Raw genomic sequence first — 25,066 nt, 5'->3', positions numbered from 1 at the left:
GCCAGTCAAAGGCGAGTGACGTGACGCTGGGTGGTCAATACAGATGAGTAACTTGTCGCTAGATTTCTCGTCGGACTTTCGTCCGCTGGCGGCCCGGATGCGGCCGCAAAACCTCGACCAGTATATCGGTCAGCAACATATCCTGGGGGCTGACAAGCCCCTGCGCAAAGCGATCCTGGCGGGTCACTGCCACTCGATGATCCTGTGGGGGCCACCCGGGACCGGCAAGACCACGCTGGCGGAGTTGATGGCTCACTACTGTCAGGCGGAAGTGGAGCGACTCTCGGCGGTTACCTCCGGTATCAAGGAGATCCGCGCCGCCATCGACAAGGCGAAGGAGAACAGCTGGCGCGGGGTGCGTACCATCCTGTTTGTGGATGAGGTGCACCGCTTCAACAAGAGCCAGCAGGATGTGTTCCTGCCTCACATCGAAGATGGCACCATCACCTTTATCGGTGCCACCACCGAAAACCCCTCGTTCGAACTCAACAACGCACTGCTCTCACGAGCCCGGGTCTATCTGCTCAAGCGACTGGAGGAGAGCGATATCCTCGCCATGCTCGATCAGGCGATGACCGATCCCCGTGGTCTCAATGATCCGGCACTCACCTTTGCCCCGGGCGTCAAAGAGGCGTTGGCCAAGGCGGTGGATGGAGACGGGCGTAAATCCCTCAACTATCTGGAGCTGTTGGCCGACATGGCCGAAACCGACAGCACAGGGGCGCGGGTGATCGACAGTGCCCTGCTCGCTGCCGTGGTGGGGGAGCACGTGGCCCGCTTCGACAAGGGGGGCGATCACTTCTACGACCTCATCTCGGCGGTGCACAAATCCATTCGCGGCTCGGCGCCGGATGCGGCGCTCTACTGGTATGCCCGCATGGTGAGCGCCGGTTGCGATCCCCTCTATATAGCCCGCCGCTTGCTGGCGATTGCCTCGGAAGATGTGGGCAATGCCGATCCCCGTGCCATGCAGGTCGCCCTGTCGGCCTGGGATTGTTTCCATCGGATCGGTCCGGCGGAAGGGGAGCGGGCCATCGCCCAGGCGATCGTCTATCTCGCCTGTGCCCCGAAAAGCAATGCGGTCTATACCGCCTGGAAGGCGGCGCTTCATGATGCCAAAAACCTCCCTGACTTCGAGGTGCCGGTACATCTGCGCAATGCGCCGACCAAGCTGATGAGCGATCTGGGTTATGGCGCCGAGTATCGCTATGCCCATGACGAGCCGGGCGCCTATGCCGCTGGCGAGCAGTATTTTCCGCCCGAGCTGGCGGGCAAGCAGTACTACCAGCCCACCGATCGCGGCCTTGAAAAGCAGATTGGTCAGAAGCTCGATTACCTCCATGAACTGGACAGGCAAAGTCCGCAGCAACGGGGCAAATAGCCCCTTTGTTACCTCGCATGGCTGAAAATTGGTCAGGCGTTTGAATATGCAGGACGGTTTGCATGCCAAAGTCGGTAAAAACGACACAAATAGTCCCTGTTCGGGCGGGGGGGCGGTCTGCTACACTGCCCGTCTGACCCCGCTTGTCTTGGCCTTGCGCCATCTTCTTGATCTCGAAGGCCTGATTGTTAAGGCCCGATTCTGAAGACGATTGGGGTGCGCCAACCGATGTTAACTTCCGGATCTGTTTCCCAGCCCGTCATGACGACTCAGGCCCAGATCCCATTTTAAAAAAGTAGGTAAACCATGCTGGATCCCAAATATCTGCGCAGCGATATCGAAGAGGCTGCCGCTCGTCTGGCGACACGTGGCTACGTTCTGGACGTAGCGGCTGTCAACGCTCTGGAAGAGAAACGCAAGGATCTGCAGTCCCGTACCCAGGAGCTGCAGGCCGAGCGCAACGCCCGCTCCAAATCCATCGGTGAAGCTGCCCGTCGTGGTGAAGATGTTGCCCCGCTCAAGGCCGAAGTGACCAAGATCAACGACGAGCTGGAAACCAGCAAGGTCGAGCTGGATGCCCTGCTGGCCCAGCTGAAAGCCATTGCCGACGCCATCCCCAACCTGCCGAGCGAGACCACTCCGGTGGGCCGTGACGAGAACGACAACGTGGAAGTGCGCCGCTGGGGTACCCCGCGCGAGTTCAGCTTCCCGGTACGCGATCACATCGATCTGGGCGAAGCGGCCAAGGGCGTTGACTTCAAGAACGGCGTCAAACTCTCCGGTACCCGTTTTGTAGTGATGAAGGGTCAGATTGCCCGTCTGCACCGTGCCCTGGCTCAGTTCATGCTGGATCTGCACACCCAGCAGCACGGTTACACCGAGTGCTACGTGCCCTATCTGGTGAACCCGGACAGCCTCTATGGCACCGGCCAGTTGCCGAAATTTGCCCAAGACCTGTTCAATACCGGTATCGAAGGTGAAGGGGAAGAAGAGGGCAAGGTGCGCAAGTTCTCCCTGATCCCGACCTCCGAAGTGCCGCTCACCAACATGGCCCGCGACGAGATCTTTGACGCGCAAGAGCTGCCGATCAAGATGACCGCCCACAGCCCCTGCTTCCGCTCTGAAGCGGGTTCCTACGGTCGTGATACCCGTGGCCTCATCCGTATGCACCAGTTCGACAAAGTCGAAATGGTTCAGCTGGTTCACCCGGAGAAGTCTTGGGATGCGCTGGAGGAGATGGTGGGTCACGCCGAGAAGGTGCTGCAACTGCTGGAGCTGCCGTATCGCGTGATGGCGCTCTCTACCGGTGACATGGGCTTCTGCGCTTCCAAGACCTACGATCTGGAAGTGTGGCTGCCAGCCCAGAACACTTACCGCGAGATCTCTTCTGTCTCCAACTGCACCGACTTCCAGGCGCGCCGCATGCAGGCTCGCGTGCGCATCGACGGCAAGCCGCAGCTGCTGCACACCCTGAACGGCTCCGGTCTGGCTGTGGGTCGTACTCTGGTTGCCGTGATGGAGAACTACCAGCAGGAAGATGGCCGCATCGCCATCCCGGCTGCGCTGCAATCCTACATGGGTGGCCTGACCCACATCGGGTAAGCTCACATCGCAGACCACAACGCCATGGCATTGCCATGGCGTTGTGCATTCTGGCGCCGAACAACCGTTTTAGTGCTGAAAAAATGCGGCTTTTCGGCGTCGCTTTGAACAGTTAACACATTTTTATCAAGCAATGCGCAATCGTTTTTGTTAGACTGCGCCGCAATTTCGCAGGACATCTTTTTCTATGGTCTGGATTGATTACGCCATCATTGGCATCGTCGGTTTCTCTGCTCTCATCAGCCTGGTGCGCGGCTTCGTCAAGGAGGCCATGTCTCTTGTCACCTGGTTCGTCGCCTTCTTTATTGCCAGCCATTTCTATCCCGATCTCGCCGTCTATTTCACCTCCTTCTCCGACGCGCTGGTTCGCAACGGTCTGGCCATCGCGGCGCTGTTTGTGGCGACCCTGATCCTCGGCAGCGTGGTCAACTATGTGGTGGGCCTGTTGGTGGACAAGACGGGTCTCTCCGGTACCGATCGGGTGCTGGGGGTCTGCTTCGGTGCAATTCGCGGGGTGCTGATCGTCAGTGCCCTGCTTTTTTTCATGGATACCTTCACCAGCCTCTCCCAGAGCGACTGGTGGGTGGCGTCCAAGCTGGTGCCGGAGTTCAAGCCGGTGATCCAGTGGTTTTTCGGGTTCATGTTGAACTCATCCAGTTTTCTTAAACAGGTATAGTGACTTCGAGGTAGCAAAGACATGTGTGGTATTGTCGGTATAGTTGGCACCACCCCCGTCAATCAGGCCCTCTACGACGCCTTGACGGTGTTGCAGCACAGGGGACAGGATGCCGCCGGGATCGTGACCATTGATAGTGGAAACTTCCGGCAACGCAAGGCCAATGGCCTGGTGAAGGACGTGTTTGAAGTGCGCCACATGCAGCGTCTGCAAGGGAACATCGGCATAGGTCATGTCAGATACCCCACCGCAGGCAGCTCAAGTGCCGCTGAAGCCCAACCTTTTTATGTGAACTCGCCCTACGGCATGGTGCTGGCCCATAACGGCAACCTCACCAACGCCAAGGAGCTCAAGGAGCAGCAGTTCAAGGTCGCCCGTCGCCACATCAACACCACCTCCGATTCGGAAGTGTTGCTGAACGTGCTGGCCCACGAGCTGGATCGCTGTGACAAGATGGCCCTGCGTCCCGAAGATATCTTCGCCGCGGTGCGCAGAACCCATCAGCAGATCCGCGGCGCTTATGCGGTGGTCTCGCTGGTGATTGGCCATGGTCTTATCGGTTTTCGTGATCCCAACGGCATTCGCCCACTGATCCTCGGTCGTCGTCAGGACGAGCAGGGCCAGGTGGAGTACATGCTCGCCTCCGAGAGCGTGGCGCTCGACGCCATCGGTTTCGAAACGGTGCGGGATATTGCGCCGGGTGAAGCCATCTACATCACCGAACAGGGTCAGCTCTTCTCCGAGCAGTGTGCGGAGAACCCGCAGATGAGCTCCTGCATCTTCGAATATGTCTATTTCGCCCGTCCCGATTCGTGCATCGACAAGGTCTCGGTCTACGCCGCCCGCCTCAACATGGGTCGCAAGCTGGGTCAGAAGATTGCCCGCGAGTGGGAAGATCTCGACGTCGATGTGGTCATCCCCATCCCCGAGACCTCCTGTGACGTGGCGCTGGAGATCGCTCATACCCTCGACCTGCCATACCGTCAGGGCTTCGTGAAGAACCGCTACATCGGCCGTACCTTCATCATGCCGGGTCAGATCCAGCGCAAGAAGTCGGTGCGTCGCAAGCTCAACGCCATCAGCTCTGAATTCAAGGGCAAAAAGGTGTTGCTGGTGGATGATTCCATCGTGCGTGGTACCACGTCCGAGCAGATCATCCAGATGGCCCGTGAAGCGGGGGCTGCCAAGGTCTACTTCGCCTCGGCGGCGCCGGAAATTCGCTTCCCCAACGTCTATGGCATCGATATGCCCACCGCCAACGAGCTGATCGCCCACGGCCGTGAAGTAGAAGAGGTGTGCAAGCTGATTGGCGCTGATGGCCTCATCTTCCAGGATCTGGAAGATCTGGAGGCCGCCGTACGGGAGATCAACCCGGATCTGCGTCACTTCGAGACCTCGGTCTTCAATGGCCACTACGTCACCTCCGACGTGGACCAGTCCTATCTGGATCACCTCAATGCCCTGCGCAACGATGACACCAAAGCGGTGCGTGAATGGCAGGAAGGCACCAGCAATCTGGAAATTTTTAACGAAGGTAGTTAAACGTTTGCGGTTTTGCCGGATGGGATAGCGAGATGGGGGCCAGTGGCCCCCATTGTCGTTTCTACCTCGCACCGGCAGAAGGGGTAGGGGGTATCTGTTTGAAAAACATCCGTTTATCTTGCCGGATATGGGCATGGCTAGCGGGATCCGCTAGCATAGGCGGCAACATATATGATCGATACGCTTTTAAGAGACGAGAGTTCAGATGGATGATCTGCTAGCCCCAGTGCGCCAGTTTTTGCAGTGCGAGACCCCGGATGAGTGGGTGGAGATGGCGCGGGAGCCGGCCCGTTTACCGACCCTACTCATCGATCACGCCAACTGCGAGACCAAGGCCGCACTCACTGCCCACAGTCTGGTGCGTCGCTACTGCCTGCCCAAGGGCAAGCGCCATCTGCTGCCCAAGCTGGAGTTCTATCGCGAGCTGGATGCCATTCCGGAGAAGGCCGAGATCCTGGGCAAACGCAGCATGGGAGAGTCTGATCGCACCGTCTTTGCCGAGCTGGAACGCAATCCGCTGCTGTTTCCCATGGTGCGGCTCATTCAGGAGGAGCTGCATCACTTCGAGCAGGTGCTGGAGATCATGCAGGCCCGCGGCATCGAATACGGGCCGGTGACGGCCTCCCGCTATGCCCGCCAATTGATGCAGCATGTGCGCACCCATGAACCGGCCACCATAGTCGACAAGATGATCATCGGCGCCTATATCGAGGCCCGCTCCTGCGAGCGGTTTGCCAAGCTGGCGCCCCATCTGGACGAAGAGCTGAGCCGCTTCTACGTCTCTTTGCTGCGCTCCGAAGCGCGTCACTATCAGGATTACCTGAGCTTGGCCGAACAGTATGCGGGGGAGGATATCAGCGAGCGGGTTGCCTTCTTTGGCAAGCTGGAAGCAGAGCTAATCTGCTCGCCGGATCCCCAGTTCCGGTTTCATAGCGGCCTGCCTGTCACATCTGACAGTTGTTGACGCACAGGGGGCAAACTACTATTGCCCTGTTCCTACTACGAGCGACAAGTAGTTACTTTTGAGCGCAATTCCCGGCCCTAAGCCGGGATCTTTTTTTCTGTCGTACCTCCTTCCTGCTTTTGGCGCTCTATGCTGAATCCCTGGCTATTTTTGCGTCTTCCCCTTGCGATGAAATCCTGTTCGATCAGCCGGTTATTGTGGTGATAAAGTGCTCATTCAAGTGGCTCACCCTTGTAGAAACGGGCGAAACCGTGTACTTTTTTGCCTTCGCAAGATTTGAATAACCAATCAATAGGAGCGTGTATGCGCATTGTTCTGTTGGGGGCTCCGGGCGCCGGCAAAGGTACCCAGGCTCAGTTCATCATGAAAAAACACGGTATTCCCCAGATCTCCACCGGCGACATGCTGCGTGCGGCGATCAAAGCGGGCACCGAGCTCGGTCTGAAAGCCAAAGCTGTGATGGACGCAGGTCAGCTGGTCTCTGACGACATCATCATCGGTCTGGTCAAAGAGCGCATCGCTCAGCCGGACTGCGCCAAAGGCTTCCTGTTGGACGGTTTCCCGCGCACCATTCCCCAGGCGCAAGCCATGAAGGACGCCGGTGTCGTGGTTGATTTCGTGCTGGAGTTCGATGTGCCGGACGAAGAGATCGTCAAGCGCATGAGCGGCCGTCGCGTTCACTCCGGCTCCGGCCGTACCTACCACGTGGTGTTCAACCCGCCGAAAGTGGAAGGCAAGGATGACGTGACCGGTGAAGATCTGGTGATCCGCGCCGACGACGAAGAGACCACAGTACGCAAGCGTCTGGATGTATATCATCAGCAGACCGCGCCGCTGATCGGTTTCTACGGCAAAGAGGCGGAAGCGGGCCACACCCGTTACGTCAAGATCGACGGCACCCAGCCGGTTGATCTGGTCAGCAAGCAGCTTGCCACCATTCTGGGCTGATCTTTGCTGCCGGCACTGTTTCCCGTGCCATCAGATAAATAAAGAGAAGGGCCCTGTCGGGCCCTTTTTGCATAATGACAGATAGACAGGAAGCCAACGTGACCACGAAAACCGGAATATTGCTGGTCAATCTGGGTACCCCAGCCGCACCGACCACCGCTGCCGTCAAAACGTTCCTCAGCCAGTTCCTGCACGATCCCCGTGTGGTGGACCTGCCCCGTTACCTCTGGTGCCCGCTGCTCCACTTCATCATCTTGCCGACGCGCTCGCCCAAAGTGGCCAAGCTCTATCAACAGGTGTGGACCGAGCAGGGCTCGCCACTGATGGTGATAAGCAAGCAGCAGCGTGCTGCACTGGAGCAGGAGCTCAAGCGGGAGGGGGTTGAGGTGCCGGTGGAGCTGGCGATGACCTATGGTTCCCCGTCAGTGAATGATGGCTGGCAGGCGCTCAAGGCCAAAGGGGTCAACCGGGTGATCCTGTTGCCGCTCTATCCGCAATATTCGGTCAGTACCACCGCCTCGGTCTTTGATGCCTGGGGCAAGGCGATGAAGAGAGAGCGCAATCTGCCGGTGGTACGGCTCATTCGTGATTATCACGCCCATCCCGAATACATTCAGGCGCTGGCCATGAGCGTGCGCCGTCACTGGGAGCAGCACGGTCAGGGTGATCACCTGCTGATGTCGTTCCACGGTATTCCCGAGCGCTACGAGAACGAAGGGGACCCCTATGGTCACCAGTGTCGCCATACCGCCAGCTTGCTGGCCGAGGCGCTCGGGCTGGAGGCCGGGCAGTGGACGGCCAGTTTCCAGTCCCGCTTTGGCAAGGAGGAGTGGCTCAAGCCCTACACAGACGTGACTATCGCTGGCCTGCCGGCCGCCGGGGTCAAGCGACTCGATGTGATTTGCCCTGCCTTTGCGGCCGACTGCCTCGAAACCCTCGAGGAAATTCAGGTACAGAATCGGGAGATCTTCATGGAGGCCGGTGGCGAGCGGTTTGAATATATTCCGGCCCTCAACAGCGATCAGGCCCACATCAGGATGATGGTCTCGCTCATCTGCCGCGAATTGGCATGAGTGACCGGCAGTCAGTCAAACAAGGAGTCGAGTCATGGTACATATCACGCTGATCTACGCAGGCCTGCTGGGGCTGCTGTTTCTGGGGCTCTCCTTCTGGGTGGTCAAACGCCGCGCCCAGTTCGGGGTGATGATAGGGCAGGGGGAGGCCCCCGAGCTGCTGGCGGCGATCCGGGCCCACGGTAATTTTGCCGAGTATGTGCCGCTGACCCTGCTGCTGATGGCGCTGTGCGAGCTCTCCGGTGCCGGTACGCTCTGGCTGCATGCCGGTGGCGCCATGCTACTGGTTGGCCGCATCCTGCATGCCATCGGCATCCAGATCCCCAAAGCCCCCAATGTGCCCCGTTTTCTGGGCACCTTGCTGTTCTGGCTCGCCCTCGGCCTCTTCTCGGTGCTGGCTCTGTTGCAGGGCATGGCGGCCGCCTGAAAACCGGCGCTTTTGTATGCTATGGAACCACCCTGGGTTGGGTGGTTTTTTTATGGTGAAAAGGCAAACGTTTTTCCTTGCAAGCCTTGTCTATACTGTCTCCATTATTTAAACAGGGCGACTTTTCGGGGCGGCGGATTGTGTTAAAATCCCGCCCCTCTTTCCCCCAGAGCACAGAACATTGCCATGAAATTTCCCGGTCAGCGCAAGTCCAAACACTACTTCCCTGTCGACAGACGCGATCCCCTGGTTCCGCAAAATCCCCTGTTAACCGAGCTGGGCAAAGCCTACGTGGTCGGGATTGATCAGACCCTGGTTGATATCGAAGCCCATGTGGATGAAGACTTTCTGACCCGTTATGGTCTGAGCAAGGGGCACTCCGTCGTCATCAGTGATGATGTAGCCGAACGGATTTATGACGAACTCAAGGCCAACAACATGGTAGTGAGCGAGTTTGCCGGTGGTACTATCGGCAACACGGTACACAACTACTCGGTGCTGGCCGACTCCCACTCCATCCTGCTGGGTGTGATGAGTCAGGACATTCGCATCGGCTGCTACGCCTACCGTTATCTGTGCAACACCTCTTCCCGCGTCAATCTGGACTATCTGCAGCCGGTTGATGGTCCCATCGGCCGTTGCTTCACCTTCATCACCGAGTGTGGCGAGCGCAGCTTCGGCATCAACGCCGGCAAGATGAACCAGCTGGATGTGCAGCACATTCCGGAGGATGTGATCAAAGGGGCGTCTGCACTGGTGATCACCGCCTATCTGGTACGCGGTGACGATGGTGATCCGATGAAAGAGGCGGCCATGACCGCGGTGCGTTATGCCCGTGAGGCCGGTATTCCCGTGGTGCTGACCCTGGGCACCCGTTTCGTCATCGATGAAAACCCCCAGTGGTGGCGCGACTTCATTGCCGAAAACGTGACCGTGCTGGCGATGAACGAAGACGAAGGTGAAGCCCTGACCGGTATCGCTGATCCGCTAGGTGCGGCCGACAAGGCTCTCGACTGGGCCGACATGGTGCTCTGTACTGCTGGCCCCATCGGCCTCTATATGGCGAGCTACACCGATGAGGACTACAAGCGCGAGACCACTCATACCTTGCTGCCCGGCGTTATCCCCGAGTTCAACATGTATGAGTTCAGCCGCCCGATGGCCCGCGCCAAGTGCCGCAAACCGGCCCGCATCTACTCCCACATCTCCCCGTACATGGGGGGCCCGGAGAAGATCAAGAACACCAACGGGGCAGGGGATGGCGCCCTTTCCGCCGTGCTGCACGACATGGTGGCCAACTCCTATCACCGGATGAATGTGCCCAACTCCGCCAAGCACATCTCCGAGTTCCTGACCTACTCCTCACTGGCCCAAGTGTGCAAATATGCCAACCGCGTCAGCTACGAGGTGTTGGCCCAGAGCAGTCCCCGTCTCTCCCGCGGTTTGCCGGAGAAAGAGGACAGCCTGGAAGAGGTTTACTGGGAGCGTTGATCTCCTGAATCTGCAAGACGCCTCCATCGGGAGGCGTTTTTGCAGGCAAATATGGGTTATCCCGGCTTTTTTCCCGGAATAACCCCAATATGCTTGAGTCCATGTCACTTTTACGACACCATTTGGCCATCGTATTGTCGCCCGACAATGCCGCAGCACCCGAAAGAAAGAGAGAATCCCATGAGCATGCTTAACGACAACCTTGACGCCAATTTCCAACTGTTTATCGAACAAGTCCGCGAGTCGGGTCAGGTGTGGGGTCTGCGCTATGGGGAAGACTGGGTCGTCTGCCGCTCCGCCGAATTTGAAGATGCCGACGTGATGCCGCTCTGGTCTGCCGAAGAGGACGCCCGTCTGCACTGCGTCGACGAGTGGGCCGATTACGAGCCGGAAGTGATCGATCTGGAAGAGTTTCTCGATATCTGGATCAACGATCTGGATGAAGATGATGTGCTGGTCGGCCCGAACTGGAACGCCGATCTGGAAGGTCAGGAGCTCGAACCCATCGAGTTGGCCAAGGCATTGGTTGAACTGGACGCCTGAAAGCGCCTCCATTGATGGCCTGAACGTACAGGCCATCGGGACAAAGACCGGCACCCGTGAGGGGGCCGGTCTTTTTTATGGTCGAATGGCCCGATTGATGAGTTAAAAGCCGATTTGCCTTTGCACCTGTCAGGGGGATGGTCCATCATCAACCTTTTGCCAAGGGAGGAGCGCCATGTTTGTATTTGACGTAACGGGAGCTGCGGGTGAGAAGGCCAGCATTCGGGTGCAGGCGCTGGATTGGGCGCAAGCCGGGCCAGTGACCTTCCAGTGCGATGATGATCAGCTGGCTGTCGTGCTCCTGAGCGGTTGTCGTTGCGATGCGGTGGGCTTTTTCAATCTGTTGGCGGGGTGCAAACCGCTCTATATCGAGCAGTGGCTCAGCTATCTGCAGGAGAGTGGTCGCATTGGCAAGTGGAGTCACCAGACCGAGAGTCCCGCCGATGGGGACTATCTGGCCAGAGCCGGTCTGGAGCACGATGAGCTCAATAGCCTGCTTGGCCAGGTTTATCAGGTGGCGGGGTTCAACCGGTTGCAGATCAACCGTTACCTCAAAAACCGCCACAATCCTACTACACTGGCGACCCGTTACGATCAGAAGGAGCTGGAGCGTTACCGCCAGCTCAATGACATCATTCTGACCCTTTTGAAGCTGAAGCATCCTCAGTAAAGAGCCCCAGCTGGCTGATATCCGGTCGCAGCGGTTGCGGCCGGGCGATCAGATAGCCCTGCAAGCCATCCACGTACATCCCCTGCAGCAGCTGTTTCTGGCCAAGCTGTTCTACCCCCTCTGCAATCACCTGGCACCCCATCCGATGTGATACATCGACGATCATCCGCACGAACTGCTGGTTGGTCTGATCCTGCTCCAGTCCGGTGATAAGGGCAGGGTCCAGCTTGATGTAGTCGGGCTTGAGCTCGCGAAACAGGGTAAAGGAGCCGATCCCCTTGCCGAAATTGGCGATGGCCGAGCGGCTGCCGTTGCGGCGCAGCAATTCAAACACCCGCTTGGCGCCGGTCAGATTGCGCTCCAGATGCTCTTCATCCAGTTCGAACACCAGATTGGCGCTGGTATTGGGATCCTTGAGCAACTGGCGGTCAAGCCAGATCAGGAAGGCGCTGTTTTGCAGCAGGTTGGGGGAGAGGTTGATCCCCCAGCGACTCTGGTTGGCACCAAAGGCCCGGTACTGACGCATGATGTGGGTAATGACCAGCTGCTCCAGCCGCATCACCATGTCCAGCCGCTGGGCCATGGCAAACAGGGTGTCGGTGGGCAGGGCGGTGCCGTCATTGCCGCTGAAGCGGGTGTAGATCTCGTTGTAAGCCAGCATGCTGCGGTGCAGGGGCTGGATTGGCTGATAGGTAAAGCTGAGTCGCTCCTGTGCCAGCACTTCGGTCAGCACGTCGCGCCAGTGGTGTTGCCCCTGCAGATCGGAGGCGCTGTCATCTTGCTGGATGGCCCAGCCGTTGATGGTTTCGGTCTGGGCACGGGCCAGCGCCAGATCCGCTCTGGCCAGCACAGCTTCGATTTTCTGGCCGCTGCTGAGCTTGGTCAGCCCCGAGTAACCGGTGCTCTCCAGCTCGTGCTGGTCCTGATAGTGATCGAAGGCCACCTTCAAATCCTGCCCCAGCAGATGGGGGGGAATATTGGCCACCGGTTGCACCAGCACGGCAAAATCGGCCCCCGAGATGCGGTAGACCTGATTGCCCGGGAAGCGGCTTACCACCCGCTTGATGAGAGCGGCCATGTCCTTGATGTAGGCATCACCAGACTGGAAGCCGCGCTGGGCGTTGATCTTGCCAAGCTCGGTGGCACGGATCAGCACCAGGGTCGCGGTCTGGGTGTCCTGATCCCGCTGCAGCAACTCGGTCATGTCGCGGCGAAACGCGTGGCGGTTGAGTAGCTGGGTCAGCTCGTCGGTGGTGGCCAGGTTGCTGAGCTCGGTCAGCTGGCGATGGGCGCTCTGCTCGGCGCTTTCGAACTGCTCCAGCAGCTGTTGCAGCACCTCCCGGGAGGCGGGCTCATCGAGTTGTGAGGGATCCCGCCCTCTGATCGCCTTGACCCAGGTGAGCTCCTGATGCTGGAGCATGCCATCCATGGTGCGTATGGCCAACATCAACAGCAGGATCATGCCAAGCAGTGTGGTGGCCAGAATAATGGCCAAAGTGAGCGGTGTGCTCTGCAGGGCCAACCAAACTGCTTGCAGGAGCAGCAGGGGTATGGTCACTATGGTGGCGATCAGAAAGAGGGTACGTCCGAGCTTGTGAACCATCTTGTCATCCTTGAAGTGGCTGCTTTGTGGGGGAATTTTAACCAAGCTGGCGGAGCAAAGCATGCTATTCCTCGCAACTCGGTGAAAAGGGTCAATTGAGATCGGTTAAATGTGAGTGAAACCACTTTCACAGGTGCCGAAACAGGCGAAGATGAGTTGAAAATAGATCAAACAAGGCAGAGGTAAATCATGTTGTTAGAGCCCGAAAATAGTGCCAAAGCACGACAATTATTGAACCAGAGTATGGCACTGGTGCTGGCGGGTGGACGTGGTAGTCGCCTGAAGCAGCTGACTGACAACCGCGCCAAGCCTGCCGTCCATTTCGGTGGCAAATTCCGGATCATTGATTTTGTGCTCTCCAACTGTATCAACTCGGGGATCCGCCGGGTTGGTGTAGTCACCCAATACAAATCTCACAGCCTGCTGCGTCACCTGCAATCGGGCTGGTCCTTCCTGCGTTACCAGATGAACGAATTCATCGACCTGCTCCCTGCCCAGCAACGGGTGGACGAGGTGCACTGGTATCGCGGCACCGCCGATGCCATCTATCAGAACGTCGATATCATCCGCGACTACGGCCCCAAATACCTGGTGGTGCTGGCGGGGGATCACATCTACAAGATGGATTACGCTGCCATGCTGCTCGACCATGTGCGCCTTGGCGCCAAGGTGACTGTGGCTTGTATCGAGGTGCCGCGGGCCGAGGCATCAGCCTTCGGGATCATGGATATCGACGAGCAGCGCAAGATCCGCGCCTTCGTCGAAAAACCGGCCAATCCGCCCGCCATGCCGGGTTGCGAAGATCGCTCGCTGGCCTCCATGGGGATCTATATCTTCGAGGCGGAGTACCTCTACCAACTGCTGGAGGAGGATATTCACAATCAGGACTCCAAACACGACTTCGGGATGGATGTGATCCCCCGCATCGTGGAGGAGGGGATGGCATTTGCTCACCCCTTCAACATGTCCTGTGTCGGGGCGCGCGAGGGGCAAAAGCCCTATTGGCGTGACGTTGGAACGCTGGACTCCTTCTGGGAAGCGAACATGGATCTCGCCTCCGTGTTGCCCGAGCTCGACATCTACGATCAGAACTGGCCGATATGGACCAGCCAGACCCTGACGCCACCGGCCAAGTTTGTGCAGGACCGCAACGGTCAGCATGGCATGACCATCAACTCCATGTTCTCGGGCGGTACCATCGTCAGCGGGTCGTTCGTGCTCAACTCGGTGCTCTTTACCAATGTGCGGGTGCACTCCTTCTGCACCCTGGATCAGGCCATCATCTTCCCCGGGGTCGAGATTGGCGCCGGTTGCCGTCTGCGCCGTGTGGTGGTGGACAAGGGATGTGTGCTGCCCGATGGGCTGGTGGTGGGCGAGAATGCCGATGAGGATAGCCGCCGCTTCTACCGCTCCGAGCAGGGGATTGTACTGGTGACCAAGGAGATGCTGGACAAGCTGGTTTGAGGAAGGCCCTTGAAACTGTGTCAGACGCTGTAATGCAAAGGGAGCCAATCTGGCTCCCTTTTTCATGCTGGTGAATGGTGAGGATTATTCGCTAACCACCGCTTTGGCGGCCATCACCATGGCGGTGCCGTGCTTGCCACCGGCGGCGGTCACTTGCGGTACGCCATCTTCGTCGGTGTCGCTGCCGGCACCTTCGATGATGTTCTCGCCGGAGTCACCGATCCACTCAGCCATTTGCATGCCACCGTTGACGGTGCCACGGAACCAGCTGACGTACTGACCGGTCAGCTTGGCCAGCTCCAGCTCGGGCGCCTTCTCGACCCCTTCGTTGCGCAGGTTCAGCATGGCAGAGCGCAGGGCGCCGGAGATGGCAGCCTGGGTCCAGGGAGTGTATTCACCCTGTTTACCCGCCAGCCAGGTGCCCGCCTTGGCATTGAAGTAGGCCTTGTCGGCAGCGATAAACAGCTCGCGGGCGGCAGTGCGGTACTTGGTATCGGAGGTGGCGAGGAACGCGGCAGTCAGACCACGGATGGCTGCGAACTGTGCATCGATGGAGTGGCCGGCATCGAGCTTGCCACCCAGGGTGATGCCGTCATGCACCAGACCATTTTTGCCCTTGAGGTTGGCAAGGATGAAATCGGCCTGTTTGCGGATCAAGTCGAGCGCCTCTTGACCCTGCTTGGTCTTGAGGTTCAGCTCGCCATTGTCACCGGCGGCGTAACCGACCGGCAGCGCATCCTGAGCGCGCTGGAAGATCTGCAGGGCGACCAGTGCGTAAGCGGCGTCAAAGGTGGTGACGTGCTTGCCCTGTTTGCCTGCCTGCCAGCTGTCGACCAGGGTGCCAGCCTTGGCATCAAAGTGCAGGGCTGCCAGGTTCTTGAAGGTGAGGTTTGAGAGATTGATCGCCAGCGAGAAGGCATCGCTGCCGGCGACCGCTTTGCCCAGGTCATTGGTCTTGTTGGCAGCCGGTGCGGCGGCAAACGGCGCACCGTCAAACACGGCGTGGAAGGCCGGGTTCTGGTTGGTGTTGGCGCTGCGCTGATCGCTGAAGGCATAGAACTCGGAGAGCGGCCACAGCATCATCCAGGCATCGCGCAGCTGGGCGGAGCCATCTACCACCTCCAGCTTGCCGATGGCACCGGCATCGTTGTTGCTGGTTTCGGTCACTTTCACCTGATGGGGGAAGTAAATCACGCCCTTGGCCGGATCGTACTGCGGGGTGATCTTGGCGCCCAGTTGCTTGCCATCGAAGCCGAGCTGGTTCTGCATGATGGCCAGCTTGTCGATGGACTGCTCGGTCAGCATCATGCCGTTGAAGCCATCGGCGGCAGAGACGCCCAGCTTGTGCTTGCCATCCTGATCCATGGTGGCGGAGGCGGCTTCTACCTCTTCATCGGTCTCGGCCACGTGCATGCCGCCGAGGAAGTCCTGGGACCACATCACCTCTTTGAGCAGGATGCCGCCCACCGCTGCGGGCACCAGCAGGTTGTCGCTGCCGCTCCAGCGCAGGGTGCTATAGTCGCGGAAGTAGGCGGGCACCTGGGTCTTGACGGTTTTCTCGGTCCCTTTGGCGGTCTTGATGGTGATCTGGTCGCCATTGACAGGGGTGGCGTTGACGGCCTGGACAAACTCCGGATTGGCGGAGGCGTAGGGCAGGGAGAGGGGATACATGCCCTGCGGCACTTCATCAGCCGGGAAGCCAACGGCGTCGGCCATGGCCAACACCCGTTGCCCCAGAGAGGCCATGGTGCCGCCACGGGCCAGGTTTTGCGGCCCGTTTACCAGATGAGGACCCATGCCGGATTGGTAGTTGAGGGCGTACATCGCCTCTTCGGAGTATTCGTAGGATTCGATGCCGGCGGCGAAGTCGAACGGGGTCGGCTCATCGGCACGGTTGGCATCCAGCACATCCAGATCCAGCCCCAGCGCTTCGGCCAGCGGCTCACCGGAGAGCTCGAATTCGGTATAGGCCAGCATGTTGGCGGCGGTATTGAATGTCTTGTCTTCGACCTTGACGGCAGCGTGTGCGGCGCCGCTGATCAGTGCGCAGGCGATCGCCTGAACCAGTACGGTTTTTCTCATGTCCCTTCTCACCATTGGTTTTATTATTGACGCTTCTCATAACGAATCTAAATGAGAATGGTCTGCATTATGCTGTGTTGGCGGGGACTTGAGAAGTAAAAAACCGCCCCATTCGGCTGCACGTTGAACCGGATGTGCGCTGTCGAAGAGGACGGTTATCTGTTTATTGCGCTGAAAGTGCCGGTGCGACGGCGATCAGAGCAGCTTGAACGGGATGACCAGACGGCCCGGCTCTACCTTGAGGGCTTCGACCTTCTCCTTGATCCTGGCTTCGTTCTTGCGGCTGCTGTCGAGGCGATAGACCGGGGTCTGTGACAGGAACAGGGAGAGCGACTGATTGAAGGTGGGCAGCAGCGGGGTGAGGGCGGCCCCGATATCGGCCGGCTCGGTCTTGACCGAGACAAGCTCAAGGTCGCGCAGATAGATGGCGCCTTGATCGGCCACATAGTCCGGACGGGCGCTCAAAGCAAAGCGGATCTTCATCTGCTGGCTGCCAAGGGGACTGCTCACCTGCAGGTCGCCAGCGGCGTCCAGCTCGATGCGATCTGCTTGTTTGCGGCCGATACGGCTCTGCATCTCATCCAGACGGATCTTGCTCGACATGATGCCGGGGATCCCCAGCTGTTTTTCAAAAGAGACCTGATCCTTGAGGTACTGGTTGATTTCGGCCTCGCTGACGTTGTACTGGGTCAGGGAGCAGGCTCCCAGTAGCAGGGCGAGGGGGAGTAACAACAGCTGTTTCAACATGATGGATTCCGCTTGGGCAACTATGATGGCGCTATCTTACGCGATAACGGGCGTGGAATGAGAGCCTCATACCGTGGGAAATCACGGAGTTGCTGCATTCCCGATTGTTTTTTGGCAACCGCCGGGTTCATCATCGACGAGTGAGCGGAATAGGGTTGAGCTGTTTGCTGCGGGCGTAGGTCTACGCCTTAAGCAGAGAGAAGAGAACAGAGAGCGAGAAGAGCACAGAGAACGAGGAGAGCGTAATGGTTCGGATGGGCAAGGTTGGCCGCAGGGCGCTGTTGTGGCTTGTCTGCATGATGGGACTATGGAGCCCGTCGCTGTGGGCCGAGGTGAAGGTGATCCCGGTCTTCGAGGCGCAGGCGGCGGTGCAGACCCTCAAGGAGATCTATCCCCAGCTTGGGGTGAGTGCCATGGGTAATCAGCTGGTGCTGAGCGGGACGCCAGCCCAGCTGCAGGAGGCCGAAGCCACGCTGGCGCAGATCAACCAGCCACCGCAAAGCCTGCTTATCGAGTGGCGGGTCGATGGTGCCGCCAGCGGTCAGCAACTGGGGGGCTCAATCAGTCGCGACGAGGCCAAGCGGCAGTGGCTGGTCGATGGCAACGCCCAGCAGTACCAGCGCAGCCAGAACGACAGCTGGCAGGTGCGCGGGCTGTCGGGTCGTCCCGTGTTGCTGCAGATGGGCTCCTATCAGCCGGTCACCTTCTATCAGTGGAACGGGGGCGCCGTGGTGGGGATGATGCCGCTGGTGAACGGCCTCTATGCCACGGCCACCTTGATTGGCGATCGGGTGCAGATTGCGCTGAGCAGCGAACAGGCGAGGCTGGATCAGGGCACCATCAATCGTGGGCAGAGTGCCACCGAGGTGAGCGGGGCCCCGGGCCAGTGGCTGACGGTGGGGGAGCTCTCGACCAGCTCAGCGGATCAGGGAAGCAGCCTCGGCACCCAGCTACAGGGCGGGCGAGGCAGCCAGAGCGAGCGCCAGACCCTGCAGATCCGGGTCACTCGTCAATAGGTGTCAGCCCCGTCAGTGGGGCTGATCTGCGGCATATTCCCGTAGCTGGCGACTGCGCAGCAGATACCAGAGCGCCCAGAGGCTGGCGACCAGCACCAGTGCGGTGGGCCAGCTGAATGACCACTTCTGCAGATTGAGGCTGTGCAACTGCATCAGCAGGCCGCTGACGGCAGAGCAGAGCAGCAGCAGCGGGCTGTGGCGCCGGAGTCTGGCGCGAATGCTCTGGGTCTGCTGATAGGTGCCCCCGCAGGCGAGCAACGCCAGCATGGCGGGTACGTCGGTCAGCAGGCTGATGTAGAGGGTGATCTTGTCCGGATAAAAGAGGGTCAGGATCTCGCTGCCGCTCTCGCGGGTCACTCCCGCCATCAGAAAGAGCCAGACCGAGCGGGTCAGCAACAGGGCGATGGGCCAGAACCAGAGAGGCGGGCGCAACTGGCCGTGATCGTCATATCGGTGTTCGGGGTAGAGGGTCATGGTTGCCCGTTATCCACTTGAATTGAGTGATGAAGGGGATATGGGGCGATGAAGCGCCCTTTGCAAGGCGTTGGGCGTGGCGCAAATTAATCGGGGGGCCATGCCCCCCAATCGGTTTCTTCAGATATCGCAGCGCACCTCGGCGGCGTTACAGCCAGCCTTTGCGCTTGAAGAAGAGGCCGGTGCCGAGCGATGACATCACCATCAGCACCAGTGACATGGGATAACCATACTCCCAGGCGAGCTCCGGCATGCGGCCGAAGTTCATGCCGTAGATACTGGCGATCAGGGTCGGCGGCAGGAAGATCACGGCGGCTACCGAGAAGATCTTGATCACCTTGTTCTGCTCCAGATTGGTCACCCCCATGGAGGCCTCCAGCTGGAAGTTGATCTTGTCGAACAGGAACTGGGTGTGGGGCAACAGGGATTCCACGTCGTGCAGCATCTCGTCGATCCACTTGTTCTGCTCAAGGCTCATGCGCTGGCGCAGGCTGCGTTTGAGGAAACGCAGGGCGCGGCGGGTATCGTGCAGAGAGAGACGGATCTGGCCGTTGGCCTCTTCCTGAGCCATCAACTCTTTCAACATGGGGTTGATCTGATCCGGCTCGAAGATCTGATCGGCGGTGTTTTCCAAGGTCTTGTAACCATCTTCGATAAGGTCGGAGAGGTACTCCACCTTGAGGTTCTGCACCTCCAGCAGGATATCGAGGGCATCCTCCACCTCCAGCCGATCCTGGCGCATATAGTGGCGCAGCAGGCGCACCAGCCCGATGTCATCTTCACGAATGCTGATCAGCAGGTTGTTGCGCAGGGTAAAGGAGACGTGGACACCCTTGGTGTCACGACCGATCCGCTGGGGAAACAGGGAGTGAATGTGCAGACCATCGGTATCCCAGTAAAAACGGGCGGATGCTTCGATGTCGTCGAGCTCTTCCTTGTCGGGGACCTCTTCCAGGAACAGGCCCGTCAACCATTCTCGCTCTGCCGTGTCCGGCTTGTAGGCATCCAGCCAGACCGTGTTGTCAGGTACTATGTCGTCAGGCCCGAGCGTGACTATGTCCAGCACCTTGTTGTTGAGAATGTAGGCGGTGATCATCTGTCCCCCCTTAAAAAGTCATGGGTAATCAGGGATGGTTGCACAGGTCATGCGGCCTTAGATCGCTGCAGAAGGCGATCCCGTGGATAAGCAGATCGGGCCGATGGAAAACCTGAATGCGGCGAACTATACAGGGGCGGGCCGCGCTTGTCAGGGGCTATTCATCAGGGATTCAGCTTGTTTGTTCAAAAAAACAGCGAGGTCGGATCACCTGAGTGGCTATGCGGGGTAGAACCCAGCCTTTGGTTGGGGGAGGGCTAGCTGGGGCTGCTTGTTGCCGCTGCCCCGCTTCATCACATATTCGGATAATTGGGCCCGGAGCCCCCTTGTGGTGGCGTCCAGATAATGTTTTGACTGGGATCTTTAATGTCACAGGTCTTGCAGTGAATACAGTTGGCTGCGTTGATTTGCAGTTTGGCCGCGCCTTCCATTTCCAGCACTTCAAACACCCCGGCCGGGCAGTAGCGTTGGGCGGGTTCGGCCCAGGTGGGCAGATTGACCTCGACCGGAATGCGCTCGTCCTGCAGCTTGAGGTGGCAAGGCTGATCCTCGTCGTGACTGGTGTTGGCCAGATACACAGACGAGAGTTTGTCAAAGCTCAGTCTGCCATCGGGTTTGGGATAATGGATGGGCTCGCAGCGGCTGGCCACGCGCAGCTGACGGTAATCGTGAGCCTTATCGAGCAGTTTGAAGGGCGAGTTTGCGCCAAACAGCCGTTGCTCCAGCAAGTTGAAGGCACCGCCCAACCAGGGACCATAGCGGTGAAGCGCCGCGCCGAAGTTGCGCGCCGCCTTGAGTTCGCGGGCCAGCCAGCTCTGGTGCAGCTCGTCACCATACTGGGCCAGATCCCGGCCCCCTTCATCACCACCTCGCAGCGCCATCGCGACGGTTTTTGCCGCCAGCATCCCCGATTTCATGGCGGTGTGGATCCCCTTGATGCGGGAAAAGTCGAGGGTGCCCGCATCACAACCGATCAGCAGGCCGCCCGGGAAGTGCATGCGGGGCAGGGCGTGCCAGCCCCCCTTGGTGATGGCGCGGGCGCCGTAACTGATGCGTTCACCCCCTTGCAACACGCCGGCGATAAGCGGGTGATGCTTGAGGCGCTGGAATTCGTCAAACGGGCTGAGCCAGGGATTCTGGTAGTTGAGATCGACAATCAGCCCGACTGCCACCTGATCCCCCTCCATGTGATAGAGATAGAAGCCACCGTGGCTATTGCCGCCCCCCTGCTTGCCAAGGGGCCAGCCACTGCCGTGCAGCACCTGTCCCGCTTTGCATTGGCCAGCAGGCAGTTGCCACAGCTCCTTGAAGCCGATGGCATAGTGCTGGGGCTGGGCAGGGCTTGCTAGGTTGAAGTCGGCGATCAGCTGCTTGCCGAGATGACCGCGGGCCCCTTCGGCAAAGAGGGTGTAGCGACCGAGCAGTGCCATGCCGGGCACATAATCTGCTTTCGGATTGCCCGCCCGATCCAGCCCCAGATCGCCGGTGATCACCCCCTTGACCCGGCCCGCTTCCATGATAAGTTCGCTGGCGGTAAATCCCGGGTATATTTCGACTCCCAGTTTTTCCGCCTGTTGGCCAAGCCAGCGGCAAAGGTTGCCGAGGCTGATGATGTGACAGCCCTCATTGTGCATCCGGGGCGGCACCGCCCAGGCGGGGAGTTGCAGGGAACGTTGCTCGCTTTGCAGCAGATGAACCTGATCGTCGCTGACCGGCACGCCGAGCGGCGCTTGCTGCCAGCCATCCGGCAGCAGCTCTTGCAAGGCGACGGGATCAAACAGGGCGCCGGAGAGCAGATGGGCGCCAATTTCCGCCCCTTTCTCCAGCAGACAGACAGAGAGAGTGGCATCCTGCTGTTTCAGGGCGATGGCTGCACTGAGCCCCGCCGGACCGCCGCCGACGATGACGACATCAAATTCCATTGCTTCCCGTTCCATCTTGCCTCTGCGCTCTGGTTGGCCTAGGGTAATGCAGGTAGTTTACGTAAACGTAAAGCAGTTGTAAGCAAAACTGAGCAAGAAAAAGCAAAAAATCAGGGAAGAACGTACTGCAACAAATGCAGAGGCACACTAATGAATTCAATCCAAAGAGACGAGGCATGACCCCATGAAGCTGCTGGTCGCAATCAAACGGGTAGTCGACTACAACGTCAAGATCCGGGTGAAGGGAGACGGCTCCGACGTGGAGCTGGCCAATGTGAAGATGGGGATCAACCCCTTTTGTGAAATTGCGGTGGAGGAGGGGGTCAGGCTGCGGGAAGCCGGGGTTGCCAGCGAACTGGTGGTGGTGACCTTCGGCCCTGACGCTGCCGCCGAGCAACTGCGCCATGGGCTGGCGTTGGGGGCGGATCGGGCGCTGCACTATATAACCGGTGAGAGTGTCACCGATGAGACGCTCACCCCGCTGACTGTCGCCCGCGCCTTGCGCAAGGTGTGTGAGCAGGAGCAGCCGGATCTGGTGCTGCTCGGCAAGCAGTCCATCGATTCAGACAACAATCAGGTGGCACAGATGCTGGCGGCCCTCAATGATTGGCCGCTGGCGACCTGTGCGTCAGCCCTCAAGGTGGAAGCGGGGGAACTGCTGGTGACCCGCGAAATCGACGGTGGCCTCGAGACCCTGGGCATGCCGTTGCCTGCGGTGGTGAGCGCCGATCTGCGTTTGAATGAACCGCGCTTTGCTTCGTTGCCCAACATCATGAAGGCCAAGCGCAAGCCGCTTGATAGCGCCCCGTTCTCGACACTCGCCGTTGAGGTGGCCAACCAGACCCGTTTGCTCGGGGTGATGGCGCCACCAGCCCGCAGCGCCGGGATCAAGGTGGGCTCGGTGGACGAGCTGGTAGACAAACTCAAACACGAAGCGAAGGTGCTGCCATGAGCGTGCTGATCATTGCCGAACATCATCAGGGCCATCTGGCCGACAACGTGGCACAACTGGTGACCGCCGCCGGATCCATCGGCGGTCAGGTTGACCTGCTGTTGCTGGGTCAGGGGCTGACCGAGGCGGGTGAACAGGCGGCAGCCCTCAGCGGTGTCGACAAGGTTCTGCTTGCCGAGCATCCCCTGCTGGCCGACGGGCTGCTGGATGGGGTCGACAAGCTGCTGGCCTGCTGGTGCGAAGGTTACAGCCACTGCCTGATGGCGGCGAGTGCCATGGGCAAGGCGTTGCTGCCACAGGTGGCGGCCCGGCTCGGGGTGGAGATGCTCTCCGAGGTAACGGCTATCGAGAGCAGCGACACCTTCCTGCGCCCCATCTATGCGGGCAATGCCATCGCCAGAGTGACAAGCTCGGCACCCGTCAAGGTGATGACGGTACGGGCCACCGCGTTTGCCAAGGCGGCGACGGGCGGGCTGGCTCTCATCGAGCACTTGGCCGTGCCCGAATTCGCTGGTCGTACCCGGTTGGTCGAGCGCCGCGCGGTGCGCTCCAGCAGACCCGAACTGACCGCCGCTCGGGTGGTTGTCTCCGGTGGCCGGGCTCTGGGCTCCAAGACGCAGTTTGCTTTGATAGAAGCGCTGGCCGACAAGCTGGGCGGCGCGGTGGGGGCATCGCGGGCCGCCGTTGATGCGGGATATGTCGCCAACGATCTGCAAGTGGGACAGACCGGCAAGGTGGTGGCGCCCGAGCTCTATATCGCGGTCGGCATTTCGGGGGCCATCCAGCATCTGGCGGGGATGAAGGAGTCAAAGGTGATCGTGGCCATCAACAAGGACAGCGACGCCCCCATCTTTCAGGTAGCGGACTACGGGCTGGTGGGGGATCTCTTCACTCTGCTGCCGGAGCTCACCGCCAAACTGTAAATTTGTCAGAAATGGCTGAGCTGTGGTCGTTTATGCGCTCTGCCCGCCATTTCTGTGCATGTTCCCTGCAAGCCCTGACCCGTTCAGGGCTTTTTCTCCTGCAAGGGGGATGCAGAGTGACGGTAAAAGGTTGAGCCAGCTCCCAAAAAGCCTTTGATCCGCTGGCTGCTCTTGTGTAAAACCTGACAAGTCATCGATTACTCTCATCCACTCACGGAAAGCGTCATGAGCAAACAGATTTACAACTTCTGCGCCGGCCCCGCCATGCTGCCGGTTGAAGTCATGGAGCGCGCCCAGCGCGAATTTTGTAATTTTCAGGGGCTGGGAGCCTCGGTCATGGAGCTTTCCCATCGCGGCAAGCCCTACATGGCGGTTGCCGAGAAGGCCGAAGCGGATCTGCGCGAGCTGCTGGCGGTGCCGGACAACTACAAGGTGCTCTTCATGCACGGTGGCGGCCGCGGTCAGTTCTCCGCCGTGCCCATGAACCTGCTGGGCGGGGCCAACAAGAAGGCGGACTTCCTGCTGACCGGTGTCTGGTCCCAGAGCGCGGTGGATGAAGCCAAAAAGTATGGCGATATCCAGACCTTCCAGGGGGTTGCCAAGAACGAGCAGGGGATCTCCCACCTGTTGCCGACCCCGGCGTTTCGCGCCGATGCGGCTTATGTTCACTACTGCCCGAACGAAACCATTGACGGCATCGAGATGTTCGACATCCCGGCCACTGGCGAGGTGCCGCTGGTGGCGGATCTCTCCTCCACCATTCTCTCCCGTCCTCTCGATGTGAGCCGCTTTGGCATTATCTATGCCGGTGCCCAGAAAAATATCGGGCCGTCCGGGCTTGCCATCGCCATCGTGCGCGATGATCTGCTGGAGCAGGCGAGAGCCGATGTCCCCTCGATTTTTGACTACAAACTCACTGCCAAGAACGACTCCATGTTCAACACGCCGCCCACCTACGCCTGGTATCTGGCCGGTCTGGTGTTCGAGTGGCTGAAAGAACAGGGTGGCCTCGAGGCGATGGAAGCGCGCAACAAGGAGAAGGCCGACTTCCTCTATGACTATCTCGATCAGTCGAGCTTCTACGGCAATCAGGTTGATGTCAGCTGCCGTTCGCGGATGAACATCCCGTTCCAGCTGAAAAATGCCGAGTTGGACAAGCAGTTCCTGGCAGAATCGGAAGCGGCTGGCCTGCTGGCCCTCAAAGGACACCGCATTGTCGGTGGCATGCGCGCCAGCATCTACAACGCCATGCCGCTGGAGGGAGTGAAGGCTCTGGTGAGCTTTATGGATGGCTTTGCCAAGCGCAACGGCTGAGAAGAGAGCCCCTATGTGTTTGCTGGTGGCCTCTCGTGACAACCAGTGAGCCGCTTCCAGCTATTGCAGTGATTCAAGACGCCGGGGATACCCCGGCGTCTTTTTTTCAACAGAACCAGCGCGCTGGCGTTTGCCGTGCGATTTCCCCTGAAAGTG

At 59.3% G+C, this 25,066-nt stretch carries 23 protein-coding genes; 16 read left to right on the top strand and 7 right to left on the bottom strand.

From position 1 onward, the window contains the following. The first annotated feature begins 43 nt into the window (after positions 1-43). Both AB5Y71_RS08540 and serS read left to right on the top strand, forming a co-directional pair. On the top strand, positions 44-1,381 hold the full coding sequence (locus AB5Y71_RS08540; RefSeq protein ID WP_021230553.1) for a replication-associated recombination protein A: 1,338 nt from the start codon (positions 44-46) through the stop codon (positions 1,379-1,381). A 306-nt stretch (positions 1,382-1,687) separates the two neighbouring features. Beyond that, positions 1,688-2,983: a serine--tRNA ligase gene (serS, locus tag AB5Y71_RS08535; RefSeq protein WP_005337087.1), complete on the top strand. Its 1,296-nt coding sequence runs from the start codon at positions 1,688-1,690 to the stop codon at positions 2,981-2,983. Between the two features lie 2 nt (positions 2,984-2,985). Here the strand turns inward: serS and AB5Y71_RS08530 are convergent, their stop codons facing one another. After that, complete coding sequence (locus AB5Y71_RS08530; protein ID WP_158113148.1) at positions 2,986-3,162, bottom strand: hypothetical protein; 177 nt, start codon at positions 3,160-3,162, stop codon at positions 2,986-2,988. A gap of 8 nt (positions 3,163-3,170) precedes the next feature. Between AB5Y71_RS08530 and AB5Y71_RS08525 the strand changes: the two genes are divergently transcribed. The 9 genes from AB5Y71_RS08525 (at position 3,171) to AB5Y71_RS08485 (ending at position 11,317) form a co-directional block, all read left to right on the top strand. Continuing rightward, entirely contained in the window at positions 3,171-3,659 is a 489-nt protein-coding gene (locus tag AB5Y71_RS08525; RefSeq protein ID WP_005337086.1) for a CvpA family protein, read from the top strand. Positions 3,660-3,680: 21 nt separating this feature from the next. Then, complete coding sequence (gene purF / locus AB5Y71_RS08520; protein WP_302246064.1) at positions 3,681-5,201, top strand: amidophosphoribosyltransferase; 1,521 nt, start codon at positions 3,681-3,683, stop codon at positions 5,199-5,201. 205 nt (positions 5,202-5,406) lie between these two features. Next, entirely contained in the window at positions 5,407-6,165 is a 759-nt protein-coding gene (miaE, locus tag AB5Y71_RS08515) for a tRNA-(ms[2]io[6]A)-hydroxylase (protein ID WP_127006596.1), read from the top strand. 303 nt (positions 6,166-6,468) lie between these two features. Beyond that, a complete protein-coding gene (adk, locus tag AB5Y71_RS08510; RefSeq protein ID WP_368171388.1) occupies positions 6,469-7,113 on the top strand; it encodes an adenylate kinase in 645 nt (214 codons plus the stop codon). Between the two features lie 98 nt (positions 7,114-7,211). Beyond that, a complete protein-coding gene (hemH, locus tag AB5Y71_RS08505; RefSeq protein ID WP_368171387.1) occupies positions 7,212-8,186 on the top strand; it encodes a ferrochelatase in 975 nt (324 codons plus the stop codon). 34 nt (positions 8,187-8,220) lie between these two features. Continuing rightward, positions 8,221-8,613 (top strand): MAPEG family protein, encoded by a 393-nt coding sequence (locus AB5Y71_RS08500; RefSeq protein WP_368171386.1) that lies wholly within the window; start codon positions 8,221-8,223, stop codon positions 8,611-8,613. 186 nt (positions 8,614-8,799) lie between these two features. Further along, entirely contained in the window at positions 8,800-10,104 is a 1,305-nt protein-coding gene (locus AB5Y71_RS08495) for an inosine/guanosine kinase (RefSeq protein WP_019445536.1), read from the top strand. A 180-nt stretch (positions 10,105-10,284) separates the two neighbouring features. After that, complete coding sequence (locus AB5Y71_RS08490; protein ID WP_005337077.1) at positions 10,285-10,647, top strand: DUF2750 domain-containing protein; 363 nt, start codon at positions 10,285-10,287, stop codon at positions 10,645-10,647. 175 nt (positions 10,648-10,822) lie between these two features. Beyond that, positions 10,823-11,317, top strand: a complete 495-nt coding sequence (locus AB5Y71_RS08485; RefSeq protein WP_069553886.1) for a hypothetical protein — start codon at positions 10,823-10,825, stop codon at positions 11,315-11,317. Here AB5Y71_RS08485 and AB5Y71_RS08480 read toward each other — a convergent pair. Next, positions 11,280-12,920 carry an EAL domain-containing protein gene (locus AB5Y71_RS08480; protein ID WP_139401650.1) on the bottom strand — a complete coding sequence of 547 codons (1,641 nt, stop codon included), beginning with the start codon at positions 12,918-12,920 and terminating at the stop codon, positions 11,280-11,282. The genes AB5Y71_RS08485 and AB5Y71_RS08480 overlap by 38 nt on opposite strands. Before the next feature lie 189 nt (positions 12,921-13,109). Here AB5Y71_RS08480 and glgC point away from each other — a divergent pair, with 189 nt between their 5' ends. Beyond that, a complete protein-coding gene (gene glgC, locus AB5Y71_RS08475; protein ID WP_005337070.1) occupies positions 13,110-14,384 on the top strand; it encodes a glucose-1-phosphate adenylyltransferase in 1,275 nt (424 codons plus the stop codon). 84 nt (positions 14,385-14,468) lie between these two features. On the opposite strand, the gene AB5Y71_RS08470 is transcribed toward glgC, so the two are convergent. Together AB5Y71_RS08470 and AB5Y71_RS08465 are read right to left on the bottom strand one after the other, a co-directional pair. After that, positions 14,469-16,466, bottom strand: coding sequence for a hypothetical protein (locus tag AB5Y71_RS08470; protein ID WP_368171385.1), 1,998 nt, complete (start codon positions 16,464-16,466; stop codon positions 14,469-14,471). Between the two features lie 195 nt (positions 16,467-16,661). Continuing rightward, positions 16,662-17,213: a lipoprotein gene (locus AB5Y71_RS08465; RefSeq protein ID WP_005337065.1), complete on the bottom strand. Its 552-nt coding sequence runs from the start codon at positions 17,211-17,213 to the stop codon at positions 16,662-16,664. Positions 17,214-17,458: 245 nt separating this feature from the next. Here AB5Y71_RS08465 and AB5Y71_RS08460 point away from each other — a divergent pair, with 245 nt between their 5' ends. Next, positions 17,459-18,229 (top strand): hypothetical protein, encoded by a 771-nt coding sequence (locus AB5Y71_RS08460; RefSeq protein ID WP_203116667.1) that lies wholly within the window; start codon positions 17,459-17,461, stop codon positions 18,227-18,229. A gap of 12 nt (positions 18,230-18,241) precedes the next feature. Here the strand turns inward: AB5Y71_RS08460 and AB5Y71_RS08455 are convergent, their stop codons facing one another. The 3 genes from AB5Y71_RS08455 to AB5Y71_RS08445 form a co-directional block, all read right to left on the bottom strand. Beyond that, complete coding sequence (locus tag AB5Y71_RS08455) at positions 18,242-18,703, bottom strand: DUF2919 domain-containing protein (RefSeq protein WP_042023947.1); 462 nt, start codon at positions 18,701-18,703, stop codon at positions 18,242-18,244. A gap of 148 nt (positions 18,704-18,851) precedes the next feature. Continuing rightward, positions 18,852-19,799 (bottom strand): magnesium/cobalt transporter CorA, encoded by a 948-nt coding sequence (gene corA / locus AB5Y71_RS08450; protein WP_005337059.1) that lies wholly within the window; start codon positions 19,797-19,799, stop codon positions 18,852-18,854. Between the two features lie 293 nt (positions 19,800-20,092). Continuing rightward, complete coding sequence (locus AB5Y71_RS08445; RefSeq protein WP_368171384.1) at positions 20,093-21,736, bottom strand: electron transfer flavoprotein-ubiquinone oxidoreductase; 1,644 nt, start codon at positions 21,734-21,736, stop codon at positions 20,093-20,095. A gap of 169 nt (positions 21,737-21,905) precedes the next feature. On the opposite strand from AB5Y71_RS08445, the gene AB5Y71_RS08440 reads away from it, so the two are divergent. From AB5Y71_RS08440 to serC, 3 genes are all read left to right on the top strand, one after another. Next, complete coding sequence (locus tag AB5Y71_RS08440) at positions 21,906-22,673, top strand: electron transfer flavoprotein subunit beta/FixA family protein (RefSeq protein ID WP_005351260.1); 768 nt, start codon at positions 21,906-21,908, stop codon at positions 22,671-22,673. Further along, the gene (locus AB5Y71_RS08435) at positions 22,670-23,596 is read left to right on the top strand and encodes an electron transfer flavoprotein subunit alpha/FixB family protein (RefSeq protein ID WP_368171383.1); all 927 of its coding nucleotides are present in this window, start codon (positions 22,670-22,672) and stop codon (positions 23,594-23,596) included. Before AB5Y71_RS08440 ends, AB5Y71_RS08435 begins: the two co-directional genes overlap by 4 nt. Before the next feature lie 225 nt (positions 23,597-23,821). Beyond that, positions 23,822-24,910 carry a 3-phosphoserine/phosphohydroxythreonine transaminase gene (gene serC, locus AB5Y71_RS08430; protein WP_064338128.1) on the top strand — a complete coding sequence of 363 codons (1,089 nt, stop codon included), beginning with the start codon at positions 23,822-23,824 and terminating at the stop codon, positions 24,908-24,910. Positions 24,911-25,066: the final 156 nt, after the last annotated feature.

The sequence above is a fragment of the Aeromonas sp. R9-2 genome (assembly GCF_040908025.1).
Classification (GTDB): Bacteria; Pseudomonadota; Gammaproteobacteria; order Enterobacterales; family Aeromonadaceae; genus Aeromonas; species Aeromonas veronii.
Note: the sequence above shows the minus strand (reverse complement) of the source record. Positions and strands in the feature narration are given on the sequence as shown.